Below are 19,394 nucleotides of genomic sequence, written 5' to 3' on the forward strand. Positions count from 1 at the left end.
GCCCCAGAAGCTTACCGGGGCGGCTTCCAATAAATGCCGAAAGCAGCGAGTTGCTCTTCCGACCGTTTTACTCGTTCTGCAGCATTCACTTCAGACTGCACAGCCGTCAGTGCCGCCAGAATCTCGACGGCGGCGAACGCCGGCGCCATGCTGCGAAAGAACGACTGCGAATTTGCCGTAACGATGATGGTCTCCCGCGCGATCCGGGCCAGCGGCGACACGCTGCTATCGGTGATTGCCACCACGCCGACACCCTGCCTGGCCGACTGGCGCGCCATGTCGATCGTCGCGCGTTCATAAGGCGACATGCCCACAGCAAGGAGCACGTCGCCGCGTCCCGCGCCCCGCAAGGCATCCAGACCATGTCCGCCCATCTCGCCGACAAACGTCACCTTGCGATCACCGCCAGCCAGAAACGACATGATGTGAACGAAGTGGTTGGCGACCGGATAACCGGAGCGCGAGCCGAGACCGAACAGATTGCGTGATCGTGCAAGGAGGTCGGCGGCGGCGATGAATTGCGAGGCATTGCCGTACTCACCCAGACTTGAAATCTGCGCCGCGAGCGTGTCGGCGACGACCTCTGCAGTCGAGTATCCCGGATCGCCACCCCGTCGCGCCGGCTCACTGGCGCCGGTCTCACGCAGCGCGCGCGCATAAAGGCTGCGCATATCCTCATAGCCTTCGAGGCCAAGCCATCGCGCCAACCGCATCATCGTGCTGTGCGAAACGCCGGCATGGTGCGCCTGCTCGCGCATCGACATCAGCGCGACATCCTTAGGATGATCCAGCACGAAACGCGCTGCGACGCGCAACTGCGGCGGCATATTCTCGAAGCGTTCGACCAACAGCTCCGCCAAAGGACCTTGTTCCATTCTGCCATACCCCATTCACCCCGATGTCAGGTTACTCCTCGAATGGCGGCAATGCAACAGTTGGAACTGAATTGGTTCATATATTCCAAGTGGACTTTCATTTTCGATCACGCTGCCTTAAGCTGCTTTCGCAACCTGCCGGATCGCTTCGACGTGATTCCGGAGTTTGTAACTTGAATGGTCCCTCAAGGAGACAATGATGGCTACCCCTCCCATTACGTCCGGCGCTGCCGGGTCGCCGGAACAGAACCTGGACAAGATGATCAAGCATCAGGAGCGCATGTTTAGCCTCGAGATCACAAAAGAGATCGCGAAGTCCCAACATGACATGCTGATGAGCACCGCCAGGACGCTCGGCCAGTCGGCTGAAAAGGCCTAAGGCGGGATTCTCGAAACCATGCGCCGCCGCAAGCACCCGGCGGCGCACGTGCACGGCAAGAACGTTTCGATGCCGTTGTCAGGCTGCGTCTGAATTGTCATCGGCGGGAGATGAAGTGGCATGACCGCTCATTCTATCGGCAAATATTGGGATGCGGCAGCCGCGCGCCGGCTCCGATCGATTATCGCCCGTACCCCGGCATCCGGACATTCCATTGCGCTCAGCGTAACTCACGGATTTCACGCCGGCGCCCAAATCAGCCTGGTCGAGCCTCTGTATACTGTTGGCTCCAGCACGGAGTCCGACATTGTCCTTAGGGATGCCGGCATCGCGCCGGTCCACGCAAGGTTGCGGCGCAAGGGCAGCCAAATTGAAATCGAAGCCGTCGGCGGCGACGTCACACTCGCCACGGGCGAGATCATCCATGAAGGCCAAGGCAGCCGCTGCAAGCTGCCGCTCACGATAAGTATCGGCGATGCCCATATCCGGCTGATCAACCCAGAACGCCCGCCGAATCGCTGGTCCGTGTCTGATCGCCCCCTCCTGGTTGCAGGCAGCGTTCTCTTTGCCGTGTTCGCTGTATCCGTCGCTGCGAATGGGTTCTCTTTCGCCAAGCCCGACATTGACAAAAATGTATCCGCTCAAGACCGTGAACCGATCAGAGTAGCCTTTGCTGGCGAGGCCGGGCAAAGTGTCCTGAACGATTCATCGCCAACACAAATACCCAGTGCTGCCGAAGCGGAAAGCCAACTCAGGCTGCGCCTCGAGCAATCTGGCATCAGCACATTGGCTGTTCAGCGATCACCTGGACGGCTCGTGGTCTCGGGTATGATCCCCAATGACAAGGATGGTGCCTGGACGGAAACGCAATCCTGGTTCGACCAAACGTTCGGCGCGCACATTCCCCTCGTCTCCAATGTTATGATCGGCAACGCCGAGCAGGCTCCGCGCCTGAGGCTGCAGGCGATCTGGTACGGCGAGCGGCCCTATGTCATCGCCGCCGACGGCGCACGCTATCATGAAGGTGCATTCACGAATGACGGCTGGACCATCAAGCACATTGGCGAGACGGAACTTCTCCTGACGAAGGGCGGCGCCACGGTCGCGCTGAAATATCCGTGAACCGCCGGCTTGAAGGGCCGCGATTCGATACGGCAAGAATGGACACGGCCGGCCGCGAGGTGCGGCAGGCGGAAGGTGTGCGCGGTCAGGCGATCAACCGGCGGCGGATGAACGGCGTCGACAAAGCCGCAAGCCGTGCTCAGAGGACGACATCGGCCGCTGGTACGGAAAAGCCACAAAACGCGGAATTCCAGCCCTCTCGAGGCACAAATAGCGAGTCGCTCGACGAGGCACTCATCAACTTCGTCATGCCGGGTATTCCCGAGCCAGCCATCCTGCGTCGCTCGGTACCTATTCTCCAGCATTTCGTAACGCATCTGGTTCCCGGTCTTGAGGGTGGCGAGCAACTCAAGACACTTGCCAGAACGCTGATGGAGGATGAAATCGAGCGTCATCGCGATCTGCTTGGCCGGATACAGGAAGGAACCGAAACCTGACCGATCCGCGTGACACAGTGCATCTGCTGCATGTCTTGGGCTATCTCTACGGGTGTCACGGACAGGCAAAGCGGGGCGCGGCATATCTGCTTATCGCTGCACAGCTGTCGCCGGGAAATGCCGGCGTCCTGCGCACATTGGCGCATCTGCTCATACTCGATGGCGAAGCGGACAAAGCGCTTGCCACGATTGCCAGGCTGGAGACGTTGGAGGGAAAGGACCACCCGACGCTAGCGTTGCTGAAGAGCCGCGCGTTGCTTGTGGCCGGCCGCAAGGCCGAGGCGCACAATGCCTTGCGAAGCTTCCTATCGCATCGAGCCGCCGAATGACGGTGTCGGAGCGACTTCTGCACTTCCTTGCCAAGCTGTCACGCCGCAGCGATCTGGTCATTGCCGTCCTGATGCTCGTCGCAGTGGTGATGATGCTCATTCCCTTGCCGACCTTCCTCGTCGACATTCTCATCACCGCCAATATCGCCGTCAGCGTGCTTATCCTGCTGGCTTCGTTTTACGTTTCTCATCCGCTCCAGTTCTCCTCGCTGCCATCGGTCATCCTCATCGCTACCTTGTTCCGGCTGGCGATCACGATCACGACCACGCGACTGATCCTGCTTCAGGCCGACGCAGGCGAGATCGTTTCCGCCTTCGGTACTTTCGTCGTCGGCGGCAGTATTGCGGTGGGCCTCGTCGTCTTCCTGATCATAACCGTTGCGCAGTTCATCGTGGTTGCGCGGGGTGCGGAACGCGTTGCCGAGGTTGCCGCGCGCTTCACCCTTGATGCGCTTCCGGGCAAGCAGATGAGCATCGATGCGGAGTTGCGCAACGGAGACATCGATCAGGCGGAGGCACGCCGTCTGCGCCAGCAGCTTGAGCGCGAGAGCCAGCTGTTCGGCGCGATGGACGGTGCCATGAAATTCGTCAAGGGCGACGTCATAGCCGGCATTGTCATCATTCTGGTCAATCTGATCGGTGGTTTCGCGATCGGAACGCTGCAGCACGATATGTCGCTGGGAGACGCCGCCGCGACCTACTCACTGCTCACTGTGGGTGACGGGCTGGTTGCGCAGATGCCGGCATTGCTCGTCGCTGTGGCCGCCGGTACGATGGTGACGCGCGTCGGCAGCGCCGACGGCACGAGCGATCTAGGCAGGCAAATAACCAGCCAGTTGCTGCGCGACTCCCGTGCGCTCGCACTCGCCGCAGTGATCATGGTCGGCCTTGCCATAGTGCCGGGGTTTCCGTCCATTGTATTCCTGATCCTTGGCGCCTGCTTCGGCGCCGGCGCCTATGCAATCAATCGCCGCACCGCCCGCGAGTCCGAGCTCAAGGACATCGGCCAGGCAGGCATGGCCGAACAGCCGGGAAATCCGGCGCTTTCAGCAAACCCCATCGGAACACTGCCTTCTTCGTCCCGCATCGTCGTACGCTTCGGAACCGAACTCGGGCGCTCGATCCCGGAACCCGAATTCGCCGCGCTCGCCGACGGCGTGCGCCGCGCACTCTTCGGCGATCTCGGTGTCGACGTTCCCGCTATCAGCCTGCAGGTCGACGAGATACTTTCAGCGAGAGGCATGCGCATCGATCTGGAGGGGGCACCCATCCTGGATGCCGAAATCCCGGCCGACCGCGTTCTTGTCGAAGCGGACTCAACAAATCTCGATCTGCTCGATGTGACTTACGAAAAAGGTTCTCCGATTGCCGGTCAGCGCAAATTCATGTGGGTCGATGATCGCCACATTTCGGCATTGAAGGAAGCCGGCTTCGTCTTCTCCACACCGGCGCATACAGCGGCCAAATGGACCGGAAATGCACTTCGGCTCTATGCCGGCCATTTCGTCGGGATCCAGGAGACGCGCAGGCTCCTTTCGGATATGGAGCCGGACTATGCGGATCTGGTCAGACAGGCGCAGGAGATCGTGCCGCTGCAGAAAATCGCTGAGGTGCTTCGGCGACTCGTCGGCGAAAACGTGCCGATCCGGAACCTGCGCCTGATCCTCGAAGCGCTGATCGAATGGGGTCAACGCGAACAGGACGTCGTCATGCTTACGGAATGCATCCGCACGTCCTTGAAACGCCAGATCAGCTTCCGCTTCGCTGGCCGCAGCAACATCATCGCAGCCTATGTTCTGCAGCGCTCGGCCGAGGATATCCTGCGAAACGCGGTGCAAAGCACATCGACCGGCACGTTCCTGAACCTTTCGGATGACGCTGCACAGGCTTTGGTCACCGAAATCGAACGCGCCTTGTCGCAGAACGCCACCGATGTCTCACCGGTCGTCCTTGCGGCGATGGATGTACGCCGTCACATGCGAAGCCTGCTCACGCACAATGCCATTGAACTCCCGGTTCTGTCCTTCCAGGAACTCGCACAAGAATTCAACGTCCAGCCATTGGCCACGATAGCCGGGCGCTCGGGCATAGCGCGCAATGCCTCGCAGTCGCTGCCATCGGCTGCGGCGAAAGCCGGACAAGAGGCAGCCTCATGACGCCGGCCGGGCGGATTGGGACAGTTGGGGACTCTACATGCTCAAGAGGGGAACGGCATGACAATCCACGATACCGCAGCAGGCGTTCGATCCGCCACTTTCGCCGGGCGGACGGCTATGCGCTGGCTCGCTATCGCGACGGTTGGCGTCTTGCTGGCGTTTTTGTTCACACTTGCCGACACGATGGCACAGGACATGTCGCCATTGCCGAGCAAGCCAACGGTCGACCTGCCGGTCGGGCAAGGACGCCTGCTGCGGTTCAATGAACCCGTCGAATCCGTCCTGATCGCGGACACCACGATCGCGGACCTTCAGGTCGTGTCGCCGGGAATGGTCTATGTCTTCGGCCTAAAGCCCGGCCTGACAAACCTCATTGCAATCACAGCCGATGAGCGGGTCGAGGCAACGGCCCAGTTCCGCGTCACCCCCGATGTCACCCCTGCCAACGAAGCGAAACACGCAATGCAGCCGAACTCGGCGACAAATCTCTCGATTTTCGGAACCCGCATTGTTGCGACCGGCGAGGCACGAGGCGTCGAAGAGGCAACGGATGTCGACAACATCGCCCGCACGTTCTCGCCGCCGGATCAGCCGCCGCTGAACGACATGACCGTGCAGGGATCGCAGCAGGTCAACATCCGGGTCCGCTTCGCCGAAGTCTCACGCACTGAGTTGCAGTCGTACGGCGTCGATTGGTCTGTCGGGTACAGGAGCGGCGGCTTCGAATTCAACATGTTCCAGGACAATGGTGTGCCCTCCGGCACCGGGAATTTCGGTTTGAACATGGACCAGACGCATGGCATCAACTTCGACATTCTCATCGAAGCGCTGCAACGCAACGGCGTCGTCAAAATACTGGCCGAACCGAACCTGACGGCGATGACCGGTCAGACCGCAAGCTTTCTTGCCGGCGGCGAAATTCCGGTTCCGATTCCGCAAGGAACTGACGTCGTTACCGTTCAATACAAGCCCTTCGGCGTTTCCCTCGGGTTCACCCCTACGCTGATCGGCCGCAATCGTATTGCGCTCCATGTCCAGCCGGAAGTCAGTTCCTTGTCGGAAGCAGGCTCAGTAAGCGCGAATGGCTTCGCCATGCCGAGTTTCGTCGTGCGCAGGGCCGACACCACGGTCGAAGTGGCGAGCGGCCAGACCTTTGCGATCGCCGGTCTTTTCCAGCAGCGGACCTCGCGTAATCTGGAAAAGTTTCCGGTTCTCGGTGATGTGCCGGTCCTTGGCCCGCTTTTTCAGTCACAGCGTTTCCAGCGCGAAGAGACGGAACTGGTGATCCTGATCACGCCTTATCTGGTCGAGCCGGTGCGCGACAGTCTTGCCACGCCGCTCGATCGTCCGGCAGCCAAGCGGCACAGGAAGCGCGCCAATGACGCATCGGCGATGGGCCTGATCATCAAGTAGTGGGGAACCGAACATGACATTTCGCATCGCTTTGTGCTGTGTTCTTCCAGTGCTGCTTCTGGCCGGCTGCGCGAACAGCCCGCAACAGCCGCAGGAATATTCTCCCGGCTACAGCTATGTTTCGACCGACACCGGCGGCTCAGAGAAGGGCGTCAGCGGCTCCGTCCTTGCTCCCAATGCATGTCTGAACGAACCGGCCGATGACGACCGTTCTGCCGCTGCGACCAATCTGACGATCGTCTCCGGCGTCGGCTCCCACCTGCCGTCCGGTTGCGCCAACGCCTACAATCTTCAACGCATGGCCGAAAGCCAGCGTGACCTCGTCGAGGGCCGGCGCATGGGGGCGGCGGCGGCCGCACCGACTGCAAATGCCGCCCGGCGCTACCTCAATGGCGAAGAGACTCCCATGGGTGGAGCCAATAGCGGGCCGCTGACGCCGCAAACAACGCTCCCGGTCGAGTGAGCCGATGCGGCCTTGCCCGCGTAGCATTACTTTGTCCGGTCATTTGCGCGTCGGGCTCGACCCAAATCGGCTTCGCGCTTTCCGGTCCGCTGCGCTAGCCGAGGATAGAGCCGAGCGCTTTCGCCCTGGCCTGCGTGCTACCCTTCGAACGGATGGTTCTGGCACGCGCAAGCAAGGTATCCACCTCCTTGGTCGCCAGGCCGATCGGCGGCGAGGCCCTGACCTGATCGGCCTGGCCGAGAAGTCCGTAGACCACCACGACATTGCGCTTGTGATGCAACTGCGCATTGGGTGCGGCGGAGATCTTCTGGACCAGCGGGAGTGCTGTGGTGGAATTGCCTTCGAGCGCTGCGGCCAGCGCCATGTTGCTCTCGACGTCGAGATCCTCCGGCGCGAGTTTCAGCGCCTGAGCAAAAGTAGTCTGCGCCTCCGCCGTCTGACCCGCAAATGTCTGCGCCACGCCCAACCGATTGTAGGCGCTGCTAGTATTGACCAGCGGCGCTGCCTGTGCGAGCGCGCGCATGCCGGCATCGATATCACCCGTTTCCATCATCGCCGAGCCAAGCCCGAGCATTGCCCCCCCGTCATTGGGGGCTTTTGCGAGCGCGGCCTGATAGGCTCTGGCGGCCTCGGCGGGATAGCCGGCCCGCATATAGGCCTCGCCCGCCTTGACGAAGGCGCTCGGCTTGGCGTCCGGCATCGCTGCGGCGCGCTGGTAGAGCGCGATTGCGGTGTCGCTATCTCCCTGCGCATCTATATCGTCCGCAAGCTTGATCAGACGCTCCGATTGCGACGACGGGCCCTGCGCCTTTGCCTGCTCGGCGTCGGTTTTGGTCGTCTGACAACCGGCCACCGCCAGCATGGCGACGACGGGCAAGAACACGACATGCAGCCGCATATCCACCTCTCCGTATTCAAGCCCGCCGCACCTTACACACGGCCTTGGCCGACTGGAACCACAACAGTGCGATAAGATTGCAACATGGCCGAAGAAGCTGAGGAAAAAAAACTACCGGCGTCCGACAAGAAGCTTCGTGACGCTCGCCGGAAAGGCCAGGTTTCGCAAAGCCGCGACCTGGTCTCCGGCTTCACTCTTTTCGCAGCGCTTGGCTATCTCTATTTTGCCTGGCCGATGCTCGTCGAGCACCTTTCGGAACTCGTGCAGACCGTGACCGCCCCCGGCGATTCGTTCGGGGAAGTCAGCCAGCGGGCCATCCGCCATTCGTTCTCATTGCTGATGCTTGCGACTTTGCCGCTGGTCGGAATCGTTGTCGTTCTCACGGTGGCCTTCGGCATGCTGGGGACGTTTGGGCCAGTCTTCTCGTTTGAGCCGCTCAAGCCGCAATTCGATCACATAAACCCGGCGAAGGGCCTTCAGAAGATCCTGTCGCTGCGAAACGTCATCGAGTTCACCAAAGGCCTGGCCAAGGTGGTGTTGCTGGCCAGCCTCTTCGCGTTCATTTTGATCGCGTGGCTGCAGCCGCTCTTCGATGCTCCAGGATGCGCTCCGTCATGCCTAGAGCCGATCATCAAGGCGGTGCTGACACCACTTGGAATTGCCGCCGCCCTGGCCTTTGTCGTCATCGGCGTGATCGATGTTCCTATTCAGCGCTGGCTGTTCCTGCGCGACATGCGCATGACGACAACTGAATACAAGCGCGAACACAAGGACCTCGAAGGCGATCCCTTGATTCGGCATGAACAGCAGCGACAGCGGCGTGAGGCCGTGATGCAACCTGCGAAGCTGGGCGTAAAAAACGCCGTCATCGCCTTCGTGTCTGGTGACCGCGTAGTGGCGTTGCGTTACGTCAAGGGTGAAACGCCGGTGCCAACGGTCGTCGGCAAGGGCCAGGGCCGAGCGGCAGACGAGATGATGGCTCAAGCACGCCAGGCAGGTATTCCCGCGGTCGAGGATGCGGCCGTCGTCAGCCCACTCTTCGAAAATACGAACACCGGAGCTTACATCGGACAGGAGATGTTCTCACCGGTCGTACGCCATCTTGTCCGGCTCGGGCTCACTTGAGGCATGCTCGAACCGACCTTGCCGCAATGCCTGAGCAGCGCGGCAAGGTCAGCAGCGATCTATTTGGCTGGTCCCAACAGGACGTCGAGATCGACCGCGTCCGCCATCGCCTTGTATCCCGCGTCGTTGGGATGGAGGTTATCGCCGCAGTCGTAGTCGTCGCGCAGGTATCCCGGCTTGGCCGGGTCCTCCATCACCTTGTCGAAGTCGATCACGCCATCGAAGCCGTCACCGGTGCGTATCCAATCGTTCACAGCGACGCGTATCTTTTCCTTCTCTGGTGTGTAGTAACCCTCGGTAGGAAGCCCTTTGAAGGTGTCGGCGAAAGGAGTCAACGTCGCGCCGACAATGCGAACGCCATGGGCATGCGCGCGGTCGATGAGCTGTTTGTATCCGGTGATGATGTCTTGCGCCGTCGGTTCCTTGTCGTCCGGCGTGATTGCATTTTCGCCGGGCCAGCCGATATCGTTGATGCCCATCATTACGACGACGGTCGAGACTTTGGGATGGCTCAGGATATCAGAATCGAAACGTGCCAGAGCATTGACACCCATACCGTCGGTCAACACCCGATTGCCCGAAAAAGCTTCGTTAACCACCGCGACCTTGCGGTTGGCCTCCTGCAATCGCTTGGCGATATGGTCTGGCCAGCGATTATTGGCGTCGGGGGTCGAGCAATTCCCATCTGTGATGGAATCGCCGAAAAACACGACCGCCTGGGATTCCGGCGCGGCGTCAACCCATATATCGCTCAGAAAAAGGCGTGATTTGAACGTGCTGTCAGCCTTGAACGCCGCGTCGTTTGTGAAATTGCCCGGGCCGGAGATGTAGGCGGTCTGCACACCATCCCAATGCACCGACGACAGCGCCGTCTTCTTCGACAGGAAGACGCTGACCGAGAGTTCGGAAAGCGCTTCTGCCGGGAGGGCGACGGGGTCGCTGAGGATCGGGGCTCCCGGCGGAACGACCACAGAACTCTTGCCGGCCCAGGTCAGGGGCTTCAGGGTCGCCTGATCGATGTCGCCGTCCTTGCCTGCTATTGCTACGCTGCCGGCGCCGATGGTCAGCGGCTTGGCGCCAAAGGCATTCGACAGCACGACCCGGACGCTATTGCCGCCAACACTGATGCGGGCAACTTGGCGCACGGTCTGATTCTCCAGCACCTCCGGCACTCCGAAAGGCGCAGGAAGATCATCCGACCAGCGCGGAGCAGGTGTGGCAGCCCAAGTGGTGATCCAGTCTCCCGTTTCCGCACCTTGTGCCGAAAACCCTGCGATCGCGGAACCGGCCGCCACAACTGCACATATCAGGATAGTCTGACGTCGACGCCGTTTCCTCTCTGCTGCGGCAGAAAGCACCGATGAAACCTTATCCGTAAAAACCAAAGGCCTGTTGAGCCGCATTTTTATCTCCTCCTCGAGACATGCTGGTAATGCCGCCGCCGGCCTTATTATGACGGGCTGCCTAGGGAAAGAAATTCAACTTCCGTGGCAATTTTGGACCAGCGTCAGGGGCAAGAATTGCGAGCGTGGAAACTGGTGCTGCCTTATGGTCAAAACTCGCGTGCTGAAACGTCCGCTGCGCCCTCGCCGGATTCACTGGCGGACATCGATTCTGGGCCCCAATGTCTGGGTCATGACCCGCCGCACAACCTTGCCATCTGCGACATCCAGGCAGACGGTATCGACCAGGTATCGATACGCCACGATGTCGCGAGGCTCCAACGCCTCAAAAGCGCGGTGCAGGAACGGCATGGAATAATGATGGTGTGGATAGAAGTTGTAATCAACCGCAACAGCCGAGTTCGCCAAATTCGCGGCGCGATTGTGCTGCCCAAGAATAAACGGTGCCGGGCGGGCCGCATCGTAGTCAGGCGGCGTGATTGCCAGTTCGACTGGATAGGCACACTCTTTGGTAAGCTTCATGACCTCATAGTTGGACGAGGCAACGTCCGACGACTTTGGCTGCACCTGCCTGATCCCGATCTGGCCCCAAGCCGAGGTCGGAACGTGGCCGGATTCACGACGATATTCCTGATAGCCGAAGTGACGAGCATAGAGCAGATAGGAGGCGTCGCGGAAAAAGCTCGGTGCGACCCGCACCCAGTCACCTTCTTTCGTGAGCGCCTCGAAATGTGCTTGCCGGATTTGCCTTGAATCGTACCAGCCGAGCCGCGCGTTATAAAAAACTGCGTGGCCGAATATGGTGACAACAATCCCGGTTACGATGGCAATTGTGGAAAACGAATTTTCCTTCATTCTCGTCAGAGCCGCGACGATCAGACTGTTCAATATGATCCAGTGCAGAAAAAGAGCGCCGCTCAGAAGGAATATCCCGATATGCATGATATCGAAGAACGCGGTCAGTCCGATGAGCCATCGCCGGCGCAAAAAAGCAAGAAAGCATAGAAGCTGCGCAGCAAGGATAACGACATTCATCGGAATCTGGACCGCCCTGACTGCTTCATAAGCAAGAGCGAGCAGGGATTCGGAAAAGCCCAACGGGGCCGCGCCTAACCCGTACCCGGCCAGCATGATGGAACTGGTCGGGTTCTCCAGGATCCAGCTCATCGGCCCTCCGTCAAGCGTGACCTTGGCCATCCCGGACATGAAGTAGTTGCCAAAATGGCCGCCGATACCGGCCAGCAGCAATATGCCGGCAGCTTGGGCCGCGAAATTCCTGGTTTCGAGTTCGCTAAGGTTGGGCAGGTTCCTGGTGAAGGGCTTCAGCCGGCTCAAGCTCTGCAGCAGGCCAAGGCCCAACAGGCCACAAGCCAGGAAGAGACCGACCTCAATCAAGGGTGCATAGTCGTTGCGGCCCAGTTCCGCAGCACCGGAAACTGCCCGTGTGACATCCTTGTGGAAGGCGAAATAGGCCATCGGGAAAATGGCGAAGGATGGCCGCAGGATCGAAAAAAGGGCCGCCACAAGCGCGATCAGGCGGGAATAGATGAGTACATTGCCCAACGCGTCGGCGCGAGCTGCGTCGGCAATGCCGAGTTCGTCTCCAAGCCCGAAGCTGAGGAGGCCCAGCGTTATCGCCAGGCCGACGACGATAATTCGCGCAGCCCGCGCCCCGGCGGGATAGCGCACGAATGAAAAAAGGCAGCATAGTAGAGCCAACCCGATGGCGCTTACCGTGGCGAGGGCAGGATCGTGCCACGCCGCGCGGGATGCCGCCTTCTCGTACAACAGGATCGGAACGAGCCCGCACAGGAACGGGAAAAAAAGAAGGGCTGCAAGGACATAACGCTCAACGGGTGAACGCTCGATGCCGACTGACGGCCAACGCCGGGCGCTGCCCGCTCCTATGCTCATACCATGCTTCTCCCGTCTTCCGGAATTTTCGCCTCACCTATTCGGTTTTCGGTGCTCACCTTTCCGGTGACGGGATGAGCCCTCACACGGCCGCACATTGCCGCCGGGATATTGCTGCACTGCAACAGGACGCGTACTACAACCTAAACGCACAGGCAACGACGAAAGTTCAAGATGCCCTGGCTCAATGCGCGCGCGCAATTCCACCAATTATCGATAAATGCCCGCGTTAATTTGCCGATCTCTCCTAATTTGGGTCCAATAACAGCAACAGGGATCGTCCAGCCCGCATCCGTGCCCGGTGTCGCGCCAGGGTATTGCAGGCTCAAAAAAATGTTGCATAACTACCCAAAGTAGTGGCAAATATTATGTTGCAGTGCCTAAGAGTGCGATGCAACATTGAATTTGTCTCGCTGACCTGCAGGAAACCGATCGCATCGGCGTCAGGTGCAGGTATCAGTGGCTGCAGAGGCCATAAACAATGGTACTCGATATCCGAGGCAAACAGGTCGCCGACGAGCATTATGATAGCGTCGTGATCGGCGCTGGCTTCGATTCAGCGTTTTTCCTGCACCAGTTCGTCGGACGGAGGAAAGCTCGCGTTCCCGTCCTCGAATGGGGGCGCCACCACACGCATGATTGGCAGCTCGAACGCGGCGCAAACAGCAATATCCGAGACGAGGACACCTACTCCAGCAGACCGTGGAATTACACGATCGGCCTGACAGGCGGAACCAACTGCGGGTTCGGGCAGACGCCGCCATTCCATACTAACGACTTCAGGCTGAAAGGCCTCTGCGGCATCGGTCTCGACTGGCCGATCAGCTATGACGATCTCGAGCCTTTCTGCTGCGCGGCCTAGGCGGTGACGCCCGCGAGAAGCTTTGCCAGGTGGGGAAAATACTATGACGGTGTTCTATGATAGCAGCCGTCCAGACGCTTTCGCCGGCGGTGCCGGTTCGGACGCAGTCACTTACGGCGCTTCGTCCCGTGGAGTCATCGCCGATTTGGCTTCCGGTCATGCTTACAAGTTGCTGTCGATACTGCCGCTGGGCGATTCCATTACATATGGAGTGATCGCGAGCTCTTCCGATACCGAAAGCGGCGGATATCGGAAGTTTATGCTGGAACAGTTGGGCGCACTCAATGTGAAGATCGACTTCGTCGGTTCCTCGTCCAACGGCCCCGCCAGCATGGGCGATCGGGATCACGAAGGTCACCGCAACTGGACGCTCAATCAACTGAACGGCATCGACAACGATGTTGTGGCAGCTACGAAACCCGACGCCGTGCTGCTGATCGCCGGAACAAATGACAGCTCGACCGATAGCGTGCCAACGATGCTGCAGGATCTGCGCACCCTTTTGCTCAGCCTGACCTCCAGCGATCCCGCCTTGACCGTCTTCGTCGGATCCTTGCCTCCCGTTCGCGTCGGCCAACAGTCACAAGCGCGTGCAGACCGTGTCGATGCGTATAACGATGCAATGCCCGGTCTGATCTCTGAACTGGCCGCCCAAGGGCATAAGGTCATCTTTGTCGACATGCGTGATCTGACACCAGATGACATCACAGCACCGCCGCTTGACAGCGGACTGCATCCGACTGCCGATGGCTATGCGAAAATCGCCGCGCACTGGATAGATGCCCTGGAGGAACACTTCAGGCTGGACGGGACCGGCATCGGAAGAGACCGCGATACCTTCACCAGCATTGAAAATCTTACAGGGTCTTCCTTTGCCGACCAACTCGGCGGAAACGAGGGAGCCAACGTGCTGGATGGGCTGGCGGGCGATGACGTGCTGGAGGGCCGCGGCGGCTCCGACCAACTCATCGGCGGGGTCGGCGCCGACACGCTTGTCGGCGGCGCGGGTAATGACGTCTACTATGTCGACAATGCCGGTGACAAAACCATCGAGGCGACCAATGGCGGCATCGACGAAACGCACGCCTATCTAAACTGGACCCTGGCCGACAACGTCGAAAACCTCTTCCTGAGGTCGGCTGCCAATCTGGCGGCAAAAGGCAACGGGCTCGCCAACACCATGGTGGGCAACGGCGCAGCGAACACGCTCGAAGGCCTCGGCGGCGCAGATCGGCTGGACGGCCGAGGCGGGTCGGACCGGCTCGTCGGTGGTCTTGGCACCGATATCCTCACCGGTGGAACGGGAAACGACAGCTTCGTCTTCGCCACCGGCCACGGCCACGACACCGTCACCGACTTCGACCTTTCCGGCGACGATCTCCTGGAGATTTCAGGCTACCAGAGCTACAGCGAACTCAGGCAGGTCGGGAGCGACACGCTGGTCGTCTTCTCCGACAGTGACACTGTTCTCCTGAAAGACGTGACCAGCGCCTCCTTGAGCAGTTCGGATTTCGTCTGGATCGATCCACCCAACGAGCCGCCGCCGGGGTCAATCGTAGGGGACGACGGCAACAATACGCTTACCGGCGGTTCCGGTGCGGACGTCATTTATGGAATGGACGGCAGCGACATCTTGAACGGAAAAGCGGGCGCCGACACGCATGTCGGCGGCGCGGGTGATGACGTCTACTATGTCGACAATGCCGGTGACAAAACCATCGAAGAGACCAATGGCGGCTTCGACGAGACGCACGCCTATCTAAACTGGACCCTGGCCGACAACGTCGAAAACCTCTTCCTGAGGTCGGCTGCCAATCTGGCGGGAAAAGGCAACGGGCTCGCCAACACCATGGTGGGCAACGGCGCAGCGAACACGCTCGAAGGCCTCGGCGGCGCAGATCGGCTGGACGGCCGAGGCGGGTCGGACCGGCTCGTCGGTGGTCTTGGCACCGATATCCTCACCGGTGGAACGGGAAACGACAGCTTCGTCTTCGCCGCCGGCCATGGCCACGACACCATCACCGACTTCGACCTTTCCGGCGACGATCTCCTGGAGATTTCAGGATACCAAAACTACAGCGAACTCCGGCAGGTCGGGAGCGACACGCTGGTCGTCTTCTCCGACAGTGACATGCTTTCACTAAACGGTGTCCTCGTTGCAAGCATCTCGAACAGCGATTTTCTCTTCGTGTAGAGCGGCATCTCCCTACGCGATGTCAAAAGACAGTCGCTGACATGCGGTCTCTTCGCGCAATTGCCCTTCGTCGTTGCCTCGACCTCTTTGCTTTTATCTGCCTGTTTCGGTCTCGATCACGACAAGGCGGTCGGTACCAGACTCCGCGCCCCATACCTCGCCGGAGCGACCGTTGAGCTGACGCACGTTGGCATTGTCGCGGTCGGACGGGAAGCTCGCGAAGGTCTCCGATTCCGGGTCGAAGCGGACGATGGCGTTCGCGCTGAAATCGGTGAGCCAGACCTTGTCGCTTTCATCGACATAGACGGCATAGGCCTGGGGCTCGTCTCCGGGCAGCTTCCAACTGCGCCAATCATTCGCTGCCGGATCGAAAACGCTAACCTGGCCGGCATTCCATTCGCTGACCCAGATGCGGCCTTTGGAATCCGACCAGACGCGGCGGGCGCCCTGATCCGCGGTCGGCGGGTCGATCGGGGAAGCCTCGCCGGTCGAGACATCGATCCTGGCGATATGGTTGCCGGCGAGCGAGGCGTAGTAGACCTCACCGGACGGCGTGGTCGTGATCCCGTAGGGGCCGCGACCGCGCGGCGCGTTCCAAACGTCGACCTTGCCGCTCGCCGGATCGAGCCTGCCGTAAATGCCGTCCTGCCCAGTGAACCAGAGCCTCCCGTCCTTGTCGAAGGAACCGGTGTTGAGGTTCGCGTAGCCGTGCCCCTCGGGGAGCGGAAAGGCCTTCACCGCTTCCGTCTCAGGATCGACGCGCACGATGGCGTTGAGGCCGCTGTCGGTCACCCAAGCGGCGCCGTCGGGACCGACGATCACGCCGTGCGGCGCCGAGCCGTCGCCAAGGGTGATGTGCTTGACCGCGCCTGTATCAGGATCGAGCCGCCCAAGCGCGCCTTGTGCCTGGGCGGTGTACCATACGGACCCATCCGGCGCCGGAGCGACATCGTGCGGGGCGGCGCCCTCCGGAACGGGATAGTAGCGGACCTTCTCCGCGGCGGCAGGAGCGGCCACCGAGCAGAGCAGCGCGGCGAACACGGCCGACGCAATCGTACGAAACATGGCGAACTCCTCACATCGCGAGTTTCAGTTTTGCACAGTGAGCGATCCACGTATCCTTTTCGCGCCACTGCGGCGGCCGAGCCGCAGATGCCGAGCTCGCCGTGCCGCTTTGCATTAAAGTCAGGAGCTAGCGTAGCCCCTGCCCTCATCTAGGCCTGCAAACCCAGAATCGTCGATAGGCGGTAGCATCGTGGGAAAAACGTGCATACGACGGGATCGCGCCTGGCGTGCGGAAGGCGTCAGCTTTGGGCCAAAAGTGCACGCGCCAACTCTTGCCATTCCTCATCAAGCGTCAAGATCGACGGCGCGGCGTCGCAGCGACGATACCAATATTCCGCATTCGATTGATCGCCTTCCTTGCGATGCAGGTAGGCATGCACGCGCATACCCGCCGTATCGTCGCGCACCTGTGCCCGCTCGTGCGCCTTATCCCAATCGCCCTTCGCATCCCACCACAGCGCCTGCAGGGCAGGGCTCAAGCCGGCGGGCGGCTGTGATTTCGCAATCGAATTTCTGAAGGCTTGCAGATCCATTCTTCCCCGACGTGAGGTACATGGGCGTAGACTAGTGTAGTCCCGGATTCTCCAACAGCAAAGTCGCGCCGTGCGCAGCAAAGAGGCGGTGCTCTTGTGCGTGCCATTGTCCAATCTCGGGCGATACAAAAAGGCCGCCGATTACGGGTCGCTCGCGGTAGCTGGCTGGGCGGTCCGTGACGCTAGGCCATAACTCTTTCCCGACGCGTTCCGGCGGTAAGCTGACCGCTTGGGCAAACAGTCGACCCTTAGCTGCTTCATTTCGCAAGCTGCCGAGCCGCATCTGGGCCAGGAGGTTGCGCCGGCCGGTCTGGCGGTGCTCCAATTCCACCGGGAGCCGAGGGTCCGTGGGGATGCTCGGGGCTGCACGAGTGCGTTGCCATCTCGCCGGCAGGCTGCCCGGTGCCGCCTTCCGGTCCGTAGAATCCCCGATGCAGTCCCCAATAGGCGGAACCAAAGACGACAAGAGCCACCGCCAACCCGGCGGGAACCCCGACCAGCATCCGCTTGACGGCCGGCACGAAGTGTACCTCGCGCTCCGGATCTGCCGCGATGAGGATAATTGTCGCCATGATCAGAGCGTGCCCGACGAGATCGATGCGCCCGAATGGATAGACTGCCGCATTGAATATGAGGAACAAGGCAATGGCCGATAGCCGCCGCACCAAGGGCGTCCAGATCAGCCCGAAACCCATTGTGAACTCGGCAACCCCGGCCATCGGAATGAAACATCGCGCGGCATGCCGAAGGTCAGGGACGGCTTTTCTTCGACCAGCGGATAGAACCAGTTCGGATACGCGAATTTTTCAAGAGACGACCACATCAACGCGATCGCCACGCCCCAGCGCAGGACTTCGAAGCGATGCTTGCGCCAAGCTTCGTTGTCCACGGACGCCAGGATTAGATATCCAGCCACGGCGACTCCGAGCGCAAGATAATCGAGCAGGTGGAAAAGATCGTAGTCACGAAGCGCCAGGACCCACAGCCCGATGATGCCGGCCGCCGCAAGCGGCATTGTCGCGCGCCAGAAAATGAGCGCAGCGATCAGGAGTTGCGCCCAGGAGACCCATTCGCTGGGTGTTTTGAGATCGGGGGTCAAATAGACGCCACCGACGGCGAAGATGGGGACGAAGAAGGCGGCCGTCACCGCCCGCATGAAATCGTCCGCCGAGTTCCAAAGACCACCGAAGAACTGATCGAGAGGTCGACGCAGTCTGCACGGCAGTGAGCGGTGTCTCGTTACCTACGAAGGCGCTCATGTCCGGTGCGGCGACCTAGGACGCCGACGTAAAGGACTTTACCGAGCGATCCGAGCACGACCGGCACCACTTCCGGTTCATTATCTTCCCGGAGGATGGCGTGGAGATGCCCGAGCACACGGGAAAGGCATCATTGAACGATCAAACGCGAGTAGCCAAGAGCAACAGACTCTAACGCGGTGCGATTGAGAATCGTCAGCGAGCCGTGGTCGTATTGGGTCAGATACCGCCGTTCCCATTCTCTCAGGCAACGATTCACTTTCGCTCGAGACGCCGGGATCATTGCCGCGAGGTCGGTCTGCGAAATGTGGATGCTCAGAGCTCCATTCACGGTAGCCGTGCTGTGCGGGATCTCAGTCAATCGCAAGAGCGTGCTCGCCAATCGAGTGGATAGTGCACTGGACGCACTGTGGATCACTCGCTCTTGCGCGTCGTGCGTTGCTTGGCATAAGTACGGGATCACCTTCAGTGCGAGATCTGGGTGCTTGTCGAAGACACTAGCCATGAAAGCTGCTTCGATTTGGAGCAAGTCGCTGTCCACGACTGACGCAGCGTTCATGTTACTGCGTCGCGCGATGAACAATCTAGTCAAGTCGAAAGTGTCACCGGGACCAAGATCGGAAAAGATGAATTCTCTGCCGTCTGAGAGGGGAACACTAAGACGAACTTTTCCGTGAATTATGTAGTAAATATAACGTGGTATGTCCCCAAGGTGAGTTAAGACTTTATTCTTTGGAACCCTCCTTAGGATGGCTGCTTTCGCCATTTCACTAAGAGTATCTTGCCCAAATTGCCGAAATAAGCGTATTTTGTTCAGCTGTTTGACCCGAACCTCAGCGCCATTTTCTGCCATGGCTCCCTCTCCCTCCCTGATAGGGTAAGCGCCCCCGTCCCCTAAAGCGTTGCCTTGACCACCTCTTTGAACGAGTCCGATTTCCGGTCCGTTCTCGCGCGGACGCGTTAAGGC

Annotated in this window: 19 protein-coding genes; 10 read left to right on the top strand and 9 right to left on the bottom strand. The window is 60.1% G+C overall.

The genetic code is table 11. The features are described 5' to 3' along the window. Window positions 1-11: 11 nt before the first annotated feature. The gene (locus IHQ72_RS27735) at window positions 12-860 is read right to left on the bottom strand and encodes a MurR/RpiR family transcriptional regulator (RefSeq protein WP_258118563.1); all 849 of its coding nucleotides are present in this window, start codon (window positions 858-860) and stop codon (window positions 12-14) included. A 214-nt stretch (window positions 861-1,074) separates the two neighbouring features. Between IHQ72_RS27735 and IHQ72_RS27740 the strand changes: the two genes are divergently transcribed. The 7 genes from IHQ72_RS27740 (at window position 1,075) to IHQ72_RS27770 (ending at window position 7,174) form a co-directional block, all read left to right on the top strand. Further along, window positions 1,075-1,254, top strand: coding sequence for a hypothetical protein (locus tag IHQ72_RS27740; protein WP_023799517.1), 180 nt, complete (start codon window positions 1,075-1,077; stop codon window positions 1,252-1,254). A 120-nt stretch (window positions 1,255-1,374) separates the two neighbouring features. Beyond that, window positions 1,375-2,376 carry a SctD/MshK family protein gene (locus tag IHQ72_RS27745; RefSeq protein ID WP_258118570.1) on the top strand — a complete coding sequence of 334 codons (1,002 nt, stop codon included), beginning with the start codon at window positions 1,375-1,377 and terminating at the stop codon, window positions 2,374-2,376. A 38-nt stretch (window positions 2,377-2,414) separates the two neighbouring features. Continuing rightward, window positions 2,415-2,813, top strand: coding sequence for a hypothetical protein (locus IHQ72_RS27750; RefSeq protein WP_258118571.1), 399 nt, complete (start codon window positions 2,415-2,417; stop codon window positions 2,811-2,813). Window positions 2,814-2,830: 17 nt separating this feature from the next. After that, window positions 2,831-3,142 (top strand): tetratricopeptide repeat protein, encoded by a 312-nt coding sequence (locus tag IHQ72_RS27755; protein WP_258118572.1) that lies wholly within the window; start codon window positions 2,831-2,833, stop codon window positions 3,140-3,142. Next, window positions 3,139-5,298, top strand: coding sequence for a type III secretion system export apparatus subunit SctV (sctV, locus tag IHQ72_RS27760; protein ID WP_258118573.1), 2,160 nt, complete (start codon window positions 3,139-3,141; stop codon window positions 5,296-5,298). Before IHQ72_RS27755 ends, sctV begins: the two co-directional genes overlap by 4 nt. 57 nt (window positions 5,299-5,355) lie before the next feature. Beyond that, on the top strand, window positions 5,356-6,711 hold the full coding sequence (locus IHQ72_RS27765; RefSeq protein ID WP_258118574.1) for a type II and III secretion system protein family protein: 1,356 nt from the start codon (window positions 5,356-5,358) through the stop codon (window positions 6,709-6,711). A 13-nt stretch (window positions 6,712-6,724) separates the two neighbouring features. After that, window positions 6,725-7,174: a hypothetical protein gene (locus IHQ72_RS27770; protein ID WP_258118575.1), complete on the top strand. Its 450-nt coding sequence runs from the start codon at window positions 6,725-6,727 to the stop codon at window positions 7,172-7,174. 94 nt (window positions 7,175-7,268) lie between these two features. Here IHQ72_RS27770 and IHQ72_RS27775 read toward each other — a convergent pair whose 3' ends face one another. Further along, on the bottom strand, window positions 7,269-8,072 hold the full coding sequence (locus tag IHQ72_RS27775) for a tetratricopeptide repeat protein (RefSeq protein ID WP_258118576.1): 804 nt from the start codon (window positions 8,070-8,072) through the stop codon (window positions 7,269-7,271). A gap of 84 nt (window positions 8,073-8,156) precedes the next feature. Here IHQ72_RS27775 and IHQ72_RS27780 point away from each other — a divergent pair, with 84 nt between their 5' ends. Next, a complete protein-coding gene (locus IHQ72_RS27780; protein ID WP_258118577.1) occupies window positions 8,157-9,197 on the top strand; it encodes an EscU/YscU/HrcU family type III secretion system export apparatus switch protein in 1,041 nt (346 codons plus the stop codon). A 59-nt stretch (window positions 9,198-9,256) separates the two neighbouring features. Here IHQ72_RS27780 and IHQ72_RS27785 read toward each other — a convergent pair whose 3' ends face one another. Together IHQ72_RS27785 and IHQ72_RS27790 are read right to left on the bottom strand one after the other, a co-directional pair. Next, window positions 9,257-10,600, bottom strand: coding sequence for an SGNH/GDSL hydrolase family protein (locus tag IHQ72_RS27785; protein WP_258118578.1), 1,344 nt, complete (start codon window positions 10,598-10,600; stop codon window positions 9,257-9,259). 192 nt (window positions 10,601-10,792) lie between these two features. Continuing rightward, window positions 10,793-12,514, bottom strand: a complete 1,722-nt coding sequence (locus IHQ72_RS27790) for a hypothetical protein (protein ID WP_258118579.1) — start codon at window positions 12,512-12,514, stop codon at window positions 10,793-10,795. 481 nt (window positions 12,515-12,995) lie between these two features. Here IHQ72_RS27790 and IHQ72_RS27795 point away from each other — a divergent pair, with 481 nt between their 5' ends. Further along, entirely contained in the window at window positions 12,996-13,376 is a 381-nt protein-coding gene (locus IHQ72_RS27795; RefSeq protein WP_258118580.1) for a hypothetical protein, read from the top strand. Between the two features lie 43 nt (window positions 13,377-13,419). Further along, window positions 13,420-15,570: a GDSL-type esterase/lipase family protein gene (locus tag IHQ72_RS27800; protein WP_258118581.1), complete on the top strand. Its 2,151-nt coding sequence runs from the start codon at window positions 13,420-13,422 to the stop codon at window positions 15,568-15,570. A gap of 93 nt (window positions 15,571-15,663) precedes the next feature. On the opposite strand, the gene IHQ72_RS27805 is transcribed toward IHQ72_RS27800, so the two are convergent. From IHQ72_RS27805 to IHQ72_RS27825, 5 genes are all read right to left on the bottom strand, one after another. Continuing rightward, window positions 15,664-16,635: a Vgb family protein gene (locus tag IHQ72_RS27805; protein WP_258118583.1), complete on the bottom strand. Its 972-nt coding sequence runs from the start codon at window positions 16,633-16,635 to the stop codon at window positions 15,664-15,666. Window positions 16,636-16,874: 239 nt separating this feature from the next. Then, window positions 16,875-17,168 carry a hypothetical protein gene (locus tag IHQ72_RS27810; RefSeq protein WP_258118584.1) on the bottom strand — a complete coding sequence of 98 codons (294 nt, stop codon included), beginning with the start codon at window positions 17,166-17,168 and terminating at the stop codon, window positions 16,875-16,877. Between the two features lie 257 nt (window positions 17,169-17,425). Then, window positions 17,426-17,863: a hypothetical protein gene (locus tag IHQ72_RS27815; RefSeq protein ID WP_258118585.1), complete on the bottom strand. Its 438-nt coding sequence runs from the start codon at window positions 17,861-17,863 to the stop codon at window positions 17,426-17,428. Further along, the gene (locus tag IHQ72_RS27820) at window positions 17,848-18,324 is read right to left on the bottom strand and encodes a hypothetical protein (RefSeq protein WP_258118586.1); all 477 of its coding nucleotides are present in this window, start codon (window positions 18,322-18,324) and stop codon (window positions 17,848-17,850) included. The genes IHQ72_RS27815 and IHQ72_RS27820 overlap by 16 nt, the downstream gene beginning before the upstream one ends. A gap of 233 nt (window positions 18,325-18,557) precedes the next feature. After that, window positions 18,558-19,280, bottom strand: coding sequence for a Crp/Fnr family transcriptional regulator (locus IHQ72_RS27825; protein WP_258118587.1), 723 nt, complete (start codon window positions 19,278-19,280; stop codon window positions 18,558-18,560). Between the last annotated feature and the right edge of the window lie 114 nt (window positions 19,281-19,394).

This window comes from Mesorhizobium onobrychidis, from assembly GCF_024707545.1.
GTDB lineage: Bacteria > Pseudomonadota > Alphaproteobacteria > Rhizobiales > Rhizobiaceae > Mesorhizobium > Mesorhizobium onobrychidis.